Source organism: Shinella sp. H4-D48 (assembly GCF_022637395.1).
GTDB lineage: Bacteria > Pseudomonadota > Alphaproteobacteria > Rhizobiales > Rhizobiaceae > Shinella > Shinella sedimenti.
This window is the reverse complement of sequence record NZ_CP093337.1, coordinates 3,138,561-3,154,153: the sequence shown is the minus strand read 5'-3', so window position 1 is coordinate 3,154,153 and position 15,593 is coordinate 3,138,561. Positions and strand designations below refer to the sequence as shown.

Here is a 15,593-nt window from a genome sequence, read left to right as displayed (position 1 = left end):
TCACACCCGCCCCGGCAGCACGCGATCCGGCGGGCGATGGCCGTCGAAGAAGGTGCGGATGTTGATGACGACCTTCTCCCCCATGTCGACGCGGCCTTCGATCGTGGCCGAACTCATATGCGGCAGCAGCACGACCTTGCCTTCCGCCGCCAGCTTCAGAAGCTTCGGATTGACCGACGGCTCGTTTTCGAACACGTCGAGGCCTGCGCCGGCAATCTTGCCCTCGCGCAGGCACTTGATCAGCGCCGTCTCGTCGATAATGCCGCCGCGCGCCGTGTTGACGATGTAGCTCGTCGGCTGCATCAGCTCGAGCCGGCGGGCCGAAAGCAGATGGTAGGTCGCAGGCGTCGAGGGGCAGTTGACCGACACGATATCGACGCGCGCCAGCATCTGGTCGAGGCTGTCCCAGTAGGTCGCCTCCAGCGCATCCTCGGTGTCCGGACGAACGCGGTTGCGGTTGTGATAGTGGATGGAGAGGCCGAAGGCCTTGGCGCGCTTGGCGACGGCCGTGCCGATGCGGCCCATGCCGACGATGCCGAGGCGCTTGCCCCAGATGCGCCGGCCAAGCATCCAGGTCGGCGACCAGCCGGCCCATTCACCCTTGCGGTCTGTGAGGATGCGCGCACCTTCGGCAAGGCGCCGGGGCGCCGCCAGAATGAGCGCCATCGTCATGTCGGCGGTGTCCTCGGTCAGCACGTTCGGCGTGTTGGTGACCGTAATGCCGCGCCTTGCGGCCGCTTCCACATCGACATTGTCGACGCCGTTCGAGAAGCAGGCGATGAGTTTCAGCTGCGGGCCCGCTTGCTCGATGAGCGCGGCATCGATCCGGTCGCCCAGCGTGGGTACGAGAACATCCGCGCTTTTGACCGCCGCGACCAGCTCGGGCTGGGTGCGCGGCGTGTCGTCTATGTTGAGTTCAGCGTCGAACAGTTCGCGCATCCGTGTCTCCACCACCTCGGGAAGGCGGCGGGTGATATAGACCTTCGGTTTTTTCTTCTGGGTCATGGGATGTTCCGGCGTCCTGTTGACGGGTCCTTAACCAAGTTGGGCAAGGATTGCTTCATCAGGGGCATTTTCTACCAGACCCGGTCGCGAAGACAATCCGCTCAGGGAGCGGTCCCCGCGATTTGCCGCAGCGTGCCGGTTCTGAAGCCCGATGCCCTCCTCTGTTCGTGCGGATTTGCCATGCGTAACCTTGTCATGCGTTTCAGCCTCGCCACCCTCGCGGGTATCCTCGTTTCCGTCGCCGGCATCCAGATGGCCCATGCGCAGGCGGCAAAGGGGCCAAGCGGCTTGCCGTTGCCGCGCTTCGTGAGCCTCAAGGCCAAGAGCGTGAACCTGCGCGTCGGCCCCAGCGTCGATTACGCTGTCGCCTGGCGCTACATGAAGTCGGGCGTGCCTGTGGAGATCATACAGGAATATGATAACTGGCGCCGCATCCGCGATGCCGACGGCACGGAAGGCTGGGTCAACCAGGCGCTGCTGTCGGGCGAGCGCACCGCCGTCACCGCGCCCTGGATGCGCGGCAAGGGTGAGGATGTCTTCGTCAACATGCGTCGTGAAGCGCTGCCCAATGCGACGATCGTCGCGAAGATCCAGCCCGGCGTCGTCGTGAAGGTCGGCGAATGCAATGGCGACTGGTGCCGCGCCGAGGCGGAAGGCGCCGCCGGATGGGTCTCGCAAAACGAGATCTGGGGCGCCTATCCGGGCGAAGCCTTCAAATAAGACCGGCCTTTCGGGCTTCTTCCGAAAGCGACAGCAACGGGCGGGGCCCGACCTGCTGGATAACGAGCCCGGCGGCAAGGCTGCCGAGCCTGCCGCAATCGGCAAGTGTGCGGCCGGCCGTATATCCATAGAGGAAGCCGGCGGCGTAGAGATCGCCTGCACCCGTCGTGTCGACCACGCGCGTGATGTCGATTGCGTCCACCTTCGTGCGTTCGCCCTTCGTCAGGATGATGGAGCCTTCCTCGCTCATGGTCACCGCAGCAAGCCGGCAGTCCTCGGCAATACGCGTCAGCGCCTCTTCGAAATCCTCGGTCTCGTAAAGCGCAAGCGCCTCGGCCTTGTTGGCGAAGACGATGTCGACCGTGCCCGAGCGCATCAGGTCGAGGAACTCGCCGCGATAGCGATGGACGCAGAAGCTGTCGGACAGCGTCATGGAGACTTCGCGGCCATGGGCATGCGCGATGCGGGCGCATTCGCGGATCGCATCCTTGGCGCGCGGCGGATCCCAGAGATAACCCTCGAAATAGGTGACCTTTGCCTCGGCGACGACCTGCTCTTCCACATCTTCCGGTCCAAGCTCCACGCAGGCGCCGAGATAGGTGTTCATCGAACGCTCGCCGTCCGGGGTGACGAAGATCATCGACCGCGCGGTCGGCGGTGTGGTGGCGAGTGGTTTCGTTTCGAAGTGCACGCCCTGGGCGCGGATGTCGTGAATGAAGATGTCGCCGAGCTGGTCGTTGGCGACCTTGCCGAAATAGGCGGCCTTGCCGCCGAAGCTGGCAACGCCCGCGGCCGTGTTGCCGGCGCTGCCGCCGGAGGCCTCCAGTGCCGGTCCCATGCGCGAATAGAGCAGTTCGGCCCGCTCGGCATCGATGAGGTTCATCGCGCCCTTGATGATGTCATTGTCCGTGATGAAGTTCTCGTCGCAGCGCGCGATGATGTCGACGATGGCATTGCCGACCGTCAGCACGTCGAATTTGGTCATGCGGGAATCCCGTCTTCGTTGTGAAAGCCGGAGTCGGGTCTTACCGGATTTTCCGGAAGTTGAAAGCAAAAAGGCCGCCACACCGTTTCCGGCGGGCGGCCTTTCCTGAAAGAAACCGGTCAGTCCTTGGCGCGTTCCACGTACGAACCGTCTTCGGTGGCGATGACGACGCGGGTGCCGGCGGTGATGTGCGGCGGAACGAGCGTGCGAATTCCGTTCGACAGGATCGCCGGCTTGTAGGAGGACGAGGCCGTCTGGCCCTTCACGACCGGCTCGGTTTCGACGATTTCGAGCGTAACGTGGCGCGGCAGGTCGATGGCGATGGCAACGCCCTCATGCACCGACAGGACAACCGTCATGCCTTCCTGGAGATAGGCCTTGAGGTCGCCGATATCTTCGACCGACATGGTCAGCTGGTCGTAGGTTTCCGGGTTCATGAAGTGGTAGCCGTCGCCGTCCTCGTAGAGGAAGTTGTGCTCGCGGTCTTCCACGAAGGCGCGCTCGACCTGCTCGGTCGTGCGGTAGCGTTCGGAGACCTTCACGCCGTCGGAGATGCGGCGCATGTCGACCTGCGTGACCGGCGTGCCCTTGCCCGGATGGAAGTTCTGTGCCGTCAGCACGACATAGAGCTTGCCGTCGACGTCGAGCACATTGCCCTTACGGACGGAAGAAGCGATGATCTTTACCATAAGTCTTCCTTGTAACTGAATGGACCGCGTCGTAGAGGACCGTCGCACGACGTCTTCCCCGAGCGCCTGAAAAAGCGTTTTCGGGGCCGCAACTATCCTATATTCCGGCAAAACACCAGTCTCCGCCGCCGTCTGGTCCCAAGAAACCTGTCATGGAAACGCCATGAACCTGAAGCCCTCGCCCTGGTGGACGCCCGATGTCCATGCCGATCGCCGGCCGTTCCTGCTGGCGCGCAACCGTATCCAGGCGGCGTTGCGCGGCTGGTTCGCAGCGCGTGAGTTCATCGAGGTCGATACGGCGACGTTGCAGGTCTCGCCGGGAAACGAGGCGCATCTGCATGCCTTCGCAACGACCGCTATCGGTCATGCGGGTGAGAAAACGCCGCTTTACCTGCACACCTCACCGGAATTCGCCTGCAAGAAGCTGCTGGCATCAGGCGAAAGACGCATTGCCTGCTTTGCCCATGTCTATCGCAACCGCGAGCGCGGGCCGCTGCATCACCCGGAATTTACGATGCTGGAATGGTATCGCGCCGGCGAGACCTATGACGTGCTGATGGAGGATTGCGGCGCGCTTCTGAAGCTTGCCGCCGACGTGGCAGGCGTCGCGCAACTCACCTATCGCGGCGCGACCTGCGATCCCGATCTTGCGCCCGAACGGCTGACGGTGGCCGATGCCTTCCGGCGCCATGCCGGTATCGATCTCCTCGCCACCATCGATCCCGATGGCGCGACCGACCGGCAAAGGCTTGCCGCGGCCATGCGGTCCGCCGGGCTGCGCGTTGCCGAAGACGATACCTGGGCGGACCTCTTCAGCCGCGTGCTGGTGGAGAAGGTGGAACCCGAACTCGGTTTCGGCCGCGCAACGATCCTCTGCGAATATCCCGTTGCCGAAGCCGCCCTTGCCCGTCCCGCCCCGCATGACCGGCGCGTCGCCGAGCGGTTCGAACTCTACGCCTGCGGCGTGGAACTGGCCAATGCCTTCGGGGAATTGACGGACGCCGCGGAGCAGCGCCGCCGCTTCGAGCTGGAAATGGCGGAAAAGGCCCGCGTCTACGGCGAGACCTATCCGCTCGACGAGGATTTCCTCGCCGCGCTCGCCATCATGCCGGAAGCGAGCGGCATCGCGCTCGGCTTCGACCGTCTCGTCATGCTGGCCACGGGCGCCCAGCGCATCGACCAGGTGATCTGGGCGCCGGTCGCGGAGACGGCACAGTGACCGCGCTGCGCGGCCTGACGACGGTCGCCGAACTCGCGGAAGCCGGCCTTGTGCCCGAAGCGAAGCGAGCCGATGCGGCGAGGGTTGCGGAGCGCTATGCTGTTGCGGTGACGCCCGCGCTCGTTGCCCTGATCGATGCCGACGATCCCTTGGATCCGATTGCGCGGCAGTTCGTGCCTGACGCCGCCGAACTCGTCACCCTGCCGGAGGAACGCGCCGATCCCATCGGCGACCTCGCCCACAGCCCCGTCGAGGGTATCGTGCACCGCTACCCGGATCGCGTTCTGCTCAAGGCGGTGCATGTCTGCCCCGTCTATTGCCGCTTCTGCTTCCGCCGCGAGATGGTCGGGCCGGAGGGGCTGGGCACGTTGTCCGCCAAGGCGCTGGACGCGGCCATCGCCTACATCGCCGAACGGCCGGAAATATGGGAAGTGATCCTGACGGGCGGCGATCCGCTTGTGCTTTCGCCGCGACGCCTCCAGGCCATCATGGAGCGGTTGGGTGCAATCGCGCATGTGAAGATCGTGCGCTTTCACACCCGCGTCCCGGTCGTCGATCCCGCCCGCGTCGATGCCGCGCTCATCGACGCGCTGAAAGCCTCCGGCAAGACGACCTATGTCGCGCTTCACGCAAACCATCCGCGCGAATTCACGGCGGATGCGCGTGCCGCCATTGCCCGCATCGTCGATGCCGGCATGGCCATGATCAGCCAGACGGTGCTGCTGAAAGGCGTCAACGACGATGCCGATGTACTGGCTGCGCTGATGCGCAGCTTCGTCGAGAACCGGGTCAAACCCTATTATCTGCATCACCCGGACCTTGCGCCCGGCACTGCGCATTTCCGCCTGACGCTTGCCGAGGGCAGGGCACTGGTCGAGAGCCTGCGCGGCCGCGTCTCCGGTCTCTGCCAGCCGGCCTATATCCTCGATATCCCGGGCGGGCACGGCAAGGTGCGCGCGGATTCCATGGCGGTGGAAGAGGCGGATGACGGCTGTTTCCGCCTGCGCGATTTCCGCGGCGACGTGCACGCCTATCCGCCGCAGGCAGACTGAGGCGCGCAGGCCGGATTGATCAACGCGCGATCGCCGTCAGGATGGCATTGCGCAGATCATCGAGCCCGCGGCTCTTTTCCGATGATGTCGCCAGCACTTCTGGATAAGCGGCCGGGTGCTTCAGGATCTGCTGCCGGGTTTCCTCGATGAGGCGCGGCACGCCGGCATCCTTGATCTTGTCCGTCTTGGTCAGCACGATCTGGTAGGAGACGGCGGCCTTGTCGAGCAGCGCGAAAACCTCCTCGTCGTTCTTCTTGACGCCGTGGCGGCTGTCGATCAGCACATAGACGCGCTTGAGCGTGGAGCGGCCGCGCAGATAGTCGAAGACGAGCTTGGTCCAGGCATCCACCTGTTCCTTCGGCGCCTGGGCGTAGCCGTACCCCGGCATGTCGACGAGCGCCATGGGCGGAAGGTCATCTGCCGCACCGGAAAAACCATCCGGCACGAAGTAGTTGAGTTCCTGCGTGCGGCCGGGCGTATTCGAGGTGCGCGCGAGCCCCTTGTGGCCGACGAGCGCATTGATTAGCGACGACTTGCCGACATTCGAACGCCCGGCAAAGGCGATCTCCGGCGGACCCTCTGGCGGCAGGAATTTCATGGCCGGCACGCCGCGGATGAAGATCCACGGACGTCCGAAGAGGGGCTTTTCGCCGGGCGTCGTCGTCTCGGTCATTGCGTCCTGCCTTTGTTTCAGGCCCTCCGCTTCCCGGTTTTGGCCGAGAATGTCAAGCGCGACGCTGCCACCACAGCGCGGTGCCGAGCGAGAGAAGTAGCGCCGCGCAAAAGAAAACCCGGCGCGAGGCCGGATTTTGCAATCGTCGCCTGACCAGTCGTCAGGATGGTTTCGGTTTCTTGCTGAACAAGCCCTTGAGATTGTCGAACAGCTCGATCTTCACGCCCTGGCGCTTCATGATGATCGCCTGCTGAATGATCGAGAGCGTGTTGTTCCAAGCCCAGTAGATCACGAGGCCGGCCGGGAAGGTCGCCAGCATGAAGGTGAAGACCAGCGGCATCCAGGTGAAGATCATCGCCTGGGTCGGATCCGGCGGCGTCGGGTTCATGCGCATCTGCAGGAACATGGTGATGCCCATGATGATCGGCCAAACACCGATCATCAGCATGTGCGGCACCGCGAAAGGCAGCAGGCCGAACAGGTTGAAGATCGAGGTCGGATCAGGCGCGGACAGGTCCTGAATCCAGCCGAAGAACGGTGCATGGCGCATCTCGATGGTCACGTAGATGACCTTGTAGAGCGCGAAGAACACCGGGATCTGCAGCAAGATCGGCCAGCAGCCGGCCAGCGGGTTGATCTTCTCTTCCTTGTAGAGCTGCATCATGGCCTGTTGCAGCGCCATGCGGTCGTCGCCGTGCTTGGCCTTCAGCTCCTCCATCTTCGGCTGCATCTTCTTCATGTTCGCCATGGAAGCGTACTGCTTGTTGGCGAGCGGGAAGAACAGGCCCTTCACGACGATCGTGGTGATCAGGATCGCGATGCCGAAATTGCCGAAATAGCGGAAGAAGAAGTCCATCAGCTGGAACATCGGCTTGGTGAAGAACCAGAACCAGCCCCAGTCGATCATCAGGTCGAACTGCGGGATCGCATAGGTCTTCTCGTACTGGTCGATGATCGGCACTTCCTTGGCGCCGCCGAAGAACAGGTTCTTGACTTCGATCGTCTGGCCCGGCGCGACGGTGATGTCGTCCTGGCGATAATCCGCCTGGTAGCGCGAACGGCCGTCGGTGAAGTGCGAGAAGCGCGTCTCGTAAGGTGTGGCCTGCGGCGGTACGAGCGCCGTCGCCCAGTACTTGTCTGTGATGCCGAGCCAGCCGCCGGTCGCCTTGCCGGGCGTGACGGTCGTGTTGTCCTCGGTCTTGCTGTACTTCACTTCCTGCAGGCCGAGGTCGCCGAGCACGCCGATGAAGCCTTCGTGCAGGACGTAGACCGACGGATCGGTCGGCTTGAAGAAGCGCGTCGAGCGGCCGTAGGGCGACAGCGCGATGGCCGCATCCGTGCGGTTCTCGATGCTGTCGTTGATGGTGAACATGTAATGTTCATCGACCGAGATCGTGCGGGTGAAGGTAACGCCCTTGTCGTTGGTGAAGGTCAGCTTCACCGGGGTCGTCTGCGTCAGCTTGCCGGAGCCGTCCTGCGTCCACACCGTCTGGGGCCCCGGAACAGTGCCGGTCGCATCGCTGCCGACATAGCCGATTTCGGCAAAGTAGCCGTGTTCGGTCTCAGCCGGGCTGAGCAGGGTGATGATCGGGCTCGACTTGTCGACCGTCTCGTGAAATTCCTTGAGCTTCAGGTCGTCGAAGCGCGCGCCCGTCAGGTTGATGGAGCCGGAAAGCGCGGGTGTGTCGATTTCGACGCGCGCGGATTTCGCAAGCGCGGTATCACGCGCCTCGGTGGCCGTGCCTGTCGCCGTCGCGCCGGGCAGCGTTCCGCTCGTGCTCACCGCAGGCGTGGTGCCGTCGGTCGTCGTCGTTGTCTGCTGCTGTGTCTGGGTGGCCTGCTGGGCTTCCAGCGCGGCGCGATCCTTTTCCAGCTTCGGGTTCACATACAGGAACTGCCAGGCGACGAGGATCAGCACGGACAGTGCGATCGCCACGAAATAATTGCGGTTCTTTTCCATCACTCTTTCCCGGGAGCAGCTGAGGATTGCTGCCGCTTCTGTTTCTTACCTGTTGCGATCCGGTCTTTCAGGCTCGCTTTTAGGGTTTTGAAGGGCGCGTGTAACACGTCCCGTCTGGCGACAACCACATAGTCGTGTCCGGGCTCCATTGCAAACCCGGCGGATAGCCGCACCGCCTCCTTGAGGCGGCGGCGCATGCGATTGCGCTCGACGGCGTTGCCATGCTTCTTCGTAACGGTGAAGCCGACGCGAGGGGGCTCCTCCGGCATCTGCCGGTCGCGCACTTCGAGAAGGAACAGCTGTCCCCTGCGGCGCTCGCCCTCGCGCACAAAAAGAAACTGCGGACGGCTTTTCAGCCGTCCGACAGTGGATTTTCCAACAGTTTTCGTCATATGCCCGTCGCCTCTGTTCGGGCAAGCACGGCTTAGGCCGAGAGACGAGCGCGACCGCGTGCACGGCGAGCGGAGAGGACCTTGCGGCCGCCCTTCGTTGCCATGCGGGCACGGAAGCCATGACGACGCTTGCGAACAAGCTTGGAGGGTTGGTAGGTACGCTTGGACATTTATTTAATACCGCGGTGTGCGGCCCTTCTTGGGTTTGCGTTTTAGCAAGCAGCGTTTCTGTCCGGCAACGGTTATCCCTCACGGGAAGCCGAGCTTTCCGAACGTGGCCGGCTTATAAGGGCAAAAACGGTCGAAAGTCAATTGTGGGCCTGACGTCGCGCTGCCGGTCCAAGTCGTTAATGCTGTTTCCCTCAAGGGTTGTGAAACGTCGCGGCTGTTTAGTGGGCTGAGCGTCGCGTGATGAAAATCTCCGCAGGTATTCACTAAGTACCCGTCTTCAAAGACCTTCAGGCCGAAAATGAGGGGATTTTCATCAAAATCTAATTAACCTTTGAAACTTACATTTCTCCCCGAGGGGGTGAGCTGGATCGTGCCATCTTGCCGTTCCGCTTACCTATTGGAGTATGACGTGAAAATACGGGGAAAGATCTATCTCATCGTGGGCATGATGGGGCTCGTTTCTGTGCTTGTTGGTGGAATCGCCGTTCATGTGGTGTCCGAATACAGCGCCAAGCTCGGCCGGTATCAGAACGCCTCCGACCGCGCCTTCCTGGGCGAGCACCTGAACCGCCAGGTCACGGCCGTCGTGATGGAAGCCCGTGGCATCTATGCCTCCAAGGACAGCGAGAGTGCGAAGAAGTTCGCCGACGGAATCAGCAAGGAACTCGACGGCATCGACAAGACGCTGAACGACTGGCGTCCGCTCGTGCCTGAATCCCAGAAGGCCGCCTTCGATGCGGTCGTCGCCCGTGCTGCCGAATTCCGCACCTTCCGCTCGGAAACGGCACGCCTTGGTACGCAGGTTTCACCCGTTGCCGCAAACGAGCAGGGCAACAACGAGAGCAACCGCGCCAACCGCAAGGCTTTCCAGAAGGAAATCGACGCCGTCGTCGAAACCGATAACGCCAATCTGAGCGCGATCAAAAGCGACGTCGCCGCATTCGAAACGCTCATGCTCACCCTGGTTCTGGGAACGATCGGCGTTGGCCTGGCCGTCGGTGGCGGTGCAGCCTTCTACATCGCGACCAACGAGCTGAGCCGTCCGATCCAGAAGGTCACGGACACCATGAACCGTCTTGCCGGCGGCGATCTCGCGACCGAAGTGCCCTATGCCGGCCGTCAGGACGAGATCGGCGAGATGGCAGCCGCGGTGGCCGTCTTCCGCCAGAACGCCATCACCGTGCGCGATCTCAATGCGCAGGAACAGGTTCTGCGCGAGAAGAGCGCCGACCTCCAGTCCTCCATCGCCACCGTCGTACATGCCGCGGCAGCCGGTGACTTCTCCTCGCGCATCAACAAGGACTACGACAACGACGACCTCAACCGGTTCGCGCGCAGCGTCAACGAACTCGTGGCCGGCGTTGAGGAAGGCATTGCCGAAACCCGCCGCGTCATCGGCGCGCTGTCCGAGGGCGATCTCACGCAGACCATGAGCGGCAGCTTCCGCGGGGCGTTCGCCGAACTGCAGCAGAACGTCAACGCGACATTGGCCACGCTCCAGCGCACGATGCGTGAGGTGCGTTCGTCCACCGATGCGATCAACGCCAATTCCGGCGAGCTGCGCACCGCATCCGACGATCTGTCGAAGCGCACCGAACAGCAGGCTGCGGCCCTTGAGGAAACCTCCGCTGCACTCGACGAGATCACCGTCGCCGTGAAGAACTCGACGGATCAGGCAGGCGAGGCGAGCCGCATGGTCGCCGAGGCGACGCAGAGCGCCAAGCAGTCCGGCACCATCGTGCGCAATGCCATCGATGCCATGGGCCGTATCGAGCAGGCTTCGTCGGAGATCAGCCAGATCATTTCCGTGATCGACGAGATCGCCTTCCAGACCAACCTGCTGGCCCTTAATGCCGGTGTCGAGGCTGCCCGCGCGGGCGAGGCCGGCAAGGGCTTCGCTGTCGTCGCGCAGGAAGTGCGTGAGCTCGCACAGCGTGCCGCCAGTGCGGCCAAGGACATCAAGGGGCTGATCACCAAGTCTTCCGACGAGGTGTCCGTCGGCGTCAAGTACGTGCAGGAAACGGGTGCGGCACTGACCGACATCGAGGGGCGCGTCGTGACCATCAACGATCGCATCCACTCGATTGCCACGGCCGCCCGCGAGCAGGCGACAGGGCTCCAGGAAGTCAGCACCGCCATCAACCAGATGGATCAGGTCACCCAGCACAATGCCGCTATGGTCGAGGAGACCTCGGCCGCGACCCACAAGCTCAAGGCGGAAGCCGACGGCCTCGCCGACCTGGTCGCCCGCTTCCGCACCGGCGACGCGCTCCAGCGCATCGCTGTCGCCCGCACGGAGACGCGCCCGGTCGAATCGCCGGCCCGGCGCATGATGGGCAATGTCGCCCGCGCCTTCGGCGGCGGTGGCGCTGCATCGGCCGCCGCGGTCCAGGAGAACTGGGAAGAATTCTGATCGAAGGCTGAAGCCATCTCAAAATCGAACGCGGCGGTCGCAGGATCGCCGCGTTTTTCATTGCTCGGCGCTCCGTTGGAAAAATTGCCGTAATCTCCTATAATTGGCTCGCGGTCGTTATCGAGAACGCGCCGCCGAGCGGTGCCTGTGTGGTGGCGCATCGTGTGGCCGGGCCCGGGAGTTGAGACATGGTGGACAGAGACGGAACGCCGTCCTTGGCCGAGATGCCGGTGCCGAAAGTCGGCTTTCTGTCGGGGCTTTCCGGCAGGCTCCTCCTCGTGACGGCGATTTTCGTTCTGATCGCTGAAATCCTGATCTTCGTGCCTTCGGTCGCCAATATGCGGCTGATGTGGCTGCGCGACCGGCTGAACACCGCCGCTGCCGCGAGTGTCGTCATTGAAGGCCTGCCGGATCAGGAGCTGCCGCGCTCCGTGCAGCAGGAGACGCTGTTGGCGACGGGCGCCAAGGCGATCGTGCTTAAGAAGGCCGATGCCTCGCGTATGGTCGCCGCGATCGATATGCCGCCGACTGTGGACGCGCAATATGATCTGTCGGATGTCTCGACGCTCACCGCCGTTTACGATGCCTTCGATACGCTGCTTTTCGGCGGCAACCGGGTCATCCGCGTCTACGGCCCCGTGGGAGAGACGACGACGCGTATCGAACTGCTTCTCGACGACGGCGCCCTGCGCCGTGCCATGTTGCGCTACGCGCGCAACGTCTTCTTCCTCTCCCTGTTCATTTCGCTTGTTACGGCCGCCCCGATCTTCTTCGCGCTCAACCGACTGCTGATCCGCCCGGTGCGTGGCATGACGGCCAATATCCGCGAATTCGCCGCCGATCCGTCCAATCCCGCCCGCGTTCTGCGTCCGTCCGGCGGGCGCGACGAAATCGCCGTCGCAGGCATCCACTTGGCGGCCATGCAGCAGACGCTGCAACGCACGCTGAAAGAACAGAAGAACCTCGCGGACCTCGGTCTCGCGGTTTCGAAAATCAACCACGACATGCGCAACATCCTGTCCTCGGCGCAGCTCATGTCCGACCGCCTGTCGGATGTCGACGATCCCGTGGTCAAGCGCGTTGCGCCGAAGCTTCTGCGCAGTATCGACCGCGCTGTCGGTTATACGAACGAGGTCATGTCCTATGGCCGCATGCGCGAGCCGGAGCCGCGCCGCCGATTCGTTTCGCTGCGGCCGCTGGTGCAGGAGGTCTCCGAGGTGCTCGCACTGGATGCGCGCGGCGACATCGATTTCGTCGTGGAGGTCGAATCGGCCCTTCAGGTCGATGCGGATGGCGAGCAGCTCTTTCGTGTCATCCACAATCTCTGCCGCAACGCGGTCGAGGCGCTGTCGCAGGAAATTTCCGCCGCGCGCCGCACAGTCATCGTCACGGGTCTGCGCACCGGCAGCGTCGTGTCTATCGCTATCGAGGACAACGGGCCCGGCATGCCGCAAAAGGCGCGCGAGAACCTGTTCAAGGCCTTCCGGGGCTCTGTTCGCTCCGGCGGGACGGGGCTGGGCCTTGCGATCGCCCGCGAACTGGTGCTTGCGCATGGCGGCACGATCGCGCTTGTGGAAAAGGTCACGCCCGGCACGCTCTTCCGCATCGAGCTTCCTGACCGTCCCGTCCCGCTGGATGCCTTCCGCCACCGCGCGTAACCTCGTCAGCACGAGGTGCCGCAATGAAAAAAATACATTTTTCTCCGAAAGGCGCTTGCAATAACCCGAAGCACCCTTTAGAGAACCGCCTCGCAGCCGGGCAATAAACCCGCCACTGCCAGCGCACCCGTAGCTCAGCTGGATAGAGCACCAGACTACGAATCTGGGGGTCAGGAGTTCGAATCTCTTCGGGTGCGCCATTCTTCCAATCGACATTCTGCAAGCCGGTGACCGATGCGCTTCTTTGCGCGTTCGTTCACCAATGCAGCTTTTCCGCCCGTGACCGATATGTCACGGGGACGGTTCCTTGCGCGACTGTGAGCGCGCGCCCGCATGCCTTCTCTTCAAAAGCGCCCGCTGCTCGGCTAAGCAGGAGCGAGCGGAGCTTTCAGGCGCCGGCGAAACGGGAAAGTGAAGGAAGCGGGACATGACGAACCGCGAGGTGCCGCGCATGTTGCGACGTGTGATATTCGCCGGGCTCATCGTGCTGGCCGGCTGTGCCGGTCGGCCGGAGGGTGTTCTGGTGCCGAGCGGAACGGTCACCCCGGGCGTATCCACCGTCGATCTGCTGGTTGCGACCACGCGCGCGCCCTCCAGCCAGCCCGGCGTTCTGTTTTCCGGCGAGCGCGGCTCGGAGCTGGCGCTCAGCGACATCGTCGTGTCGATACCGCCCGATGACAGGCGCAAGGTCGGCCAGGTGCAATGGCCCAAGAAGCTGCCCGCCGATCCCATGAAGGATTTTTCCACGGTCAGCGTGAAGCCGGTCGATGGTGCGAAGTCTGCTCGCCTCTGGCTCGGCCGCAATCTGCCGAAGAGCCGCCGGGTGCTGATCTTCGTGCACGGCTTCAACAACCGTTATGAGGACGCCGTCTACCGCTTTGCGCAGATCGTGCACGACTCCAAGACCGATGCGGCACCGGTGATCTTCACCTGGCCCTCGCGCGCCAGCATCTTCGATTATTCCTACGACAAGGAAAGCACCAACTATTCGCGCGATGCTCTGGAGGAGTTGCTGCGGGCTGCCGTCAACACCCCACAGGTCGGTGAAATCACCATCATGGCGCATTCCATGGGCACCTGGCTTGCCGTGGAAACGCTGCGCCAGATGGCGATCCGCGACGGTCGCGTGCCGAAGAAGATCCAGCAGGTCATTCTCGCGTCGCCCGATCTCGACGTCGATGTGTTCGGCCAGCAGATGCGGGCCATCGGCAAGGACAGCAAGGATCGCCCGAATTTTACTCTCTTCGTCTCTCGCGATGACCGCGCGCTGACGCTGTCGCGCCGCATCTCCGGCAATATCGACCGGCTCGGCCAGATCAATCCGGCCGAAGAACCCTACCGGACCATGCTGGAGAAGCAGGGCATTACCGTGCTCGACCTGACGGCGCTGAAATCCGGCGACCGCCTCAACCATGGAAAATTCGCCGAAAGCCCGGAGGTGGTTCGCCTCATCGGCAATCGCCTGATCGACGGCCAGTCGGTAACGGATTCCGAGGTCGGTCTCGGCGAGCGCCTCGGCGCGGTCGCTCTTGGCACGGCGCAGACGGTCGGCAGTGCCGCGAGCATCGCGGTCTCGACACCTATCGCCGTCTTCGATCCGGTGACGCGCCGTAACTACGAAGATCAGTGGCGACGCCTCGGCAATTCCGTCGAAGACACGACGACAACCGCCGTCGGGCAGTGATGCGGCGGGGCCGTTCGGGGCCTGCTTGCCTGAACCGCCGTCAGGCGATTGCCACGTCGCGCCCGGCGATCTCGTAGTCCTCGGTGTGGACCTGAAGCCCTTCCTGCGTCACGACGACGATGCCGTAGGCGGCAGGCTCGTCCACCGAAAGCGAGGTGTCGGGCGTGTCGAACGGCATCGGCTCCTGATGCACGGGGCTCTTGAAGATGGAGAAGGGAATGCCGCGATGCGACCCGCCGATCGTGCGATGCACGTGGCCGGCGAAGATGTGGCGGACATTGCCGTGTTTCAGCACCAACTCGTAGAAGGCATCCTCGTTGCCCAGGCGAATGGCGTCCATGCCGGTGAAGCCTGTCTCGTGCGGCGGGTGGTGCATGAAGATGAGCACGGGCCGCCCGCCCGCGCCGGCCAGCGCCCGGTCGAACCAGGCGAGGCGCGTTTCGCACAGATAGCCGGCATGGCTCATCGGATAGTCGTAGGGCGGAGCAAACAAGGTGTCGAGCAGCACGACGCGGCAGTCGTCGAAATCGATCACCTGCTGGATGAAGCCGTGTTCGTCCGGCTGCACACGGGAAAAGCTTTCCAGAAAACGCGCGCGATGATCGTGGTTGCCGATGGTGATAGCGGCCGGCGGCGTCATCAGCGAGAGAAGGTCCCGCAGGCGCTCGTAGGACGGCTGGTCGGCGCGATGCGTCAGGTCACCCATGAAGATCACCCGGTCGGCATCCGCATGATAGCGGTTGACGTGCTCGATGCCTGCAAGCAGCCTGCCGTACGGGTCGAGGCCGATGATCGTGGCGCCTTCGGGCACCATGTGCAAGTCGGTGAAAACGATGAGTTTTGTCATGGAGAATCCCGTGGCGCGCAGACCACTTTCGTAGCGTGCAAACCGGCAGCATGAAAAGCGGTTGGAACGGGCGACAATCTGATATATCAGACTAGGAGAGCCGGCCAGCCGGTGGAGCGGAGATA

At 63.3% G+C, this 15,593-nt stretch carries 14 protein-coding genes and 1 tRNA gene; 7 read left to right on the top strand and 8 right to left on the bottom strand.

Annotated features, from left to right (window positions below; translation table 11 throughout):
• Positions 1-1,005 (bottom strand): D-glycerate dehydrogenase, encoded by a 1,005-nt coding sequence (locus tag MNR02_RS15520; protein ID WP_241947420.1) that lies wholly within the window; start codon positions 1,003-1,005, stop codon positions 1-3.
• Between the two features lie 195 nt (positions 1,006-1,200).
• Here MNR02_RS15520 and MNR02_RS15515 point away from each other — a divergent pair, with 195 nt between their 5' ends.
• A complete protein-coding gene (locus MNR02_RS15515; protein ID WP_370879939.1) occupies positions 1,201-1,725 on the top strand; it encodes an SH3 domain-containing protein in 525 nt (174 codons plus the stop codon).
• Here MNR02_RS15515 and MNR02_RS15510 read toward each other — a convergent pair.
• Both MNR02_RS15510 and efp read right to left on the bottom strand, forming a co-directional pair.
• Entirely contained in the window at positions 1,718-2,710 is a 993-nt protein-coding gene (locus MNR02_RS15510; RefSeq protein WP_241947419.1) for an adenosine kinase, read from the bottom strand. The two genes, MNR02_RS15515 and MNR02_RS15510, sit on opposite strands and share 8 nt — an antisense overlap.
• A gap of 119 nt (positions 2,711-2,829) precedes the next feature.
• Positions 2,830-3,399 (bottom strand): elongation factor P, encoded by a 570-nt coding sequence (efp, locus tag MNR02_RS15505; RefSeq protein WP_241600026.1) that lies wholly within the window; start codon positions 3,397-3,399, stop codon positions 2,830-2,832.
• A 163-nt stretch (positions 3,400-3,562) separates the two neighbouring features.
• Between efp and epmA the strand changes: the two genes are divergently transcribed.
• Both epmA and MNR02_RS15495 read left to right on the top strand, forming a co-directional pair.
• Positions 3,563-4,618 carry an EF-P lysine aminoacylase EpmA gene (gene epmA / locus MNR02_RS15500; protein WP_241947418.1) on the top strand — a complete coding sequence of 352 codons (1,056 nt, stop codon included), beginning with the start codon at positions 3,563-3,565 and terminating at the stop codon, positions 4,616-4,618.
• Positions 4,615-5,670, top strand: a complete 1,056-nt coding sequence (locus MNR02_RS15495) for a lysine-2,3-aminomutase-like protein (protein ID WP_241947417.1) — start codon at positions 4,615-4,617, stop codon at positions 5,668-5,670. The genes epmA and MNR02_RS15495 overlap by 4 nt, the downstream gene beginning before the upstream one ends.
• A 19-nt stretch (positions 5,671-5,689) precedes the next feature.
• Here MNR02_RS15495 and yihA read toward each other — a convergent pair whose 3' ends face one another.
• The 4 genes from yihA to rpmH form a co-directional block, all read right to left on the bottom strand.
• Entirely contained in the window at positions 5,690-6,343 is a 654-nt protein-coding gene (yihA, locus tag MNR02_RS15490; RefSeq protein ID WP_241600041.1) for a ribosome biogenesis GTP-binding protein YihA/YsxC, read from the bottom strand.
• A gap of 160 nt (positions 6,344-6,503) precedes the next feature.
• Positions 6,504-8,303, bottom strand: a complete 1,800-nt coding sequence (gene yidC, locus MNR02_RS15485; protein ID WP_241947416.1) for a membrane protein insertase YidC — start codon at positions 8,301-8,303, stop codon at positions 6,504-6,506.
• Positions 8,303-8,695, bottom strand: coding sequence for a ribonuclease P protein component (gene rnpA / locus MNR02_RS15480; protein WP_241600056.1), 393 nt, complete (start codon positions 8,693-8,695; stop codon positions 8,303-8,305). Before rnpA ends, yidC begins: the two co-directional genes overlap by 1 nt.
• A gap of 32 nt (positions 8,696-8,727) precedes the next feature.
• Positions 8,728-8,865: a 50S ribosomal protein L34 gene (rpmH, locus tag MNR02_RS15475; protein ID WP_037405882.1), complete on the bottom strand. Its 138-nt coding sequence runs from the start codon at positions 8,863-8,865 to the stop codon at positions 8,728-8,730.
• Positions 8,866-9,275: 410 nt separating this feature from the next.
• Between rpmH and MNR02_RS15470 the strand changes: the two genes are divergently transcribed.
• From MNR02_RS15470 to MNR02_RS15455, 4 genes are all read left to right on the top strand, one after another.
• Positions 9,276-11,279, top strand: a complete 2,004-nt coding sequence (locus MNR02_RS15470) for a methyl-accepting chemotaxis protein (RefSeq protein WP_241600059.1) — start codon at positions 9,276-9,278, stop codon at positions 11,277-11,279.
• 188 nt (positions 11,280-11,467) lie between these two features.
• Positions 11,468-12,937 (top strand): sensor histidine kinase, encoded by a 1,470-nt coding sequence (locus tag MNR02_RS15465; protein ID WP_371746683.1) that lies wholly within the window; start codon positions 11,468-11,470, stop codon positions 12,935-12,937.
• 123 nt (positions 12,938-13,060) lie between these two features.
• Positions 13,061-13,137 (top strand) — tRNA-Arg (locus MNR02_RS15460).
• Positions 13,138-13,364: 227 nt separating this feature from the next.
• The gene (locus tag MNR02_RS15455) at positions 13,365-14,621 is read left to right on the top strand and encodes an alpha/beta hydrolase (protein WP_241947415.1); all 1,257 of its coding nucleotides are present in this window, start codon (positions 13,365-13,367) and stop codon (positions 14,619-14,621) included.
• Between the two features lie 40 nt (positions 14,622-14,661).
• Here the strand turns inward: MNR02_RS15455 and MNR02_RS15450 are convergent, their stop codons facing one another.
• Entirely contained in the window at positions 14,662-15,468 is an 807-nt protein-coding gene (locus MNR02_RS15450) for a phosphodiesterase (protein ID WP_241947414.1), read from the bottom strand.
• Positions 15,469-15,593: the final 125 nt, after the last annotated feature.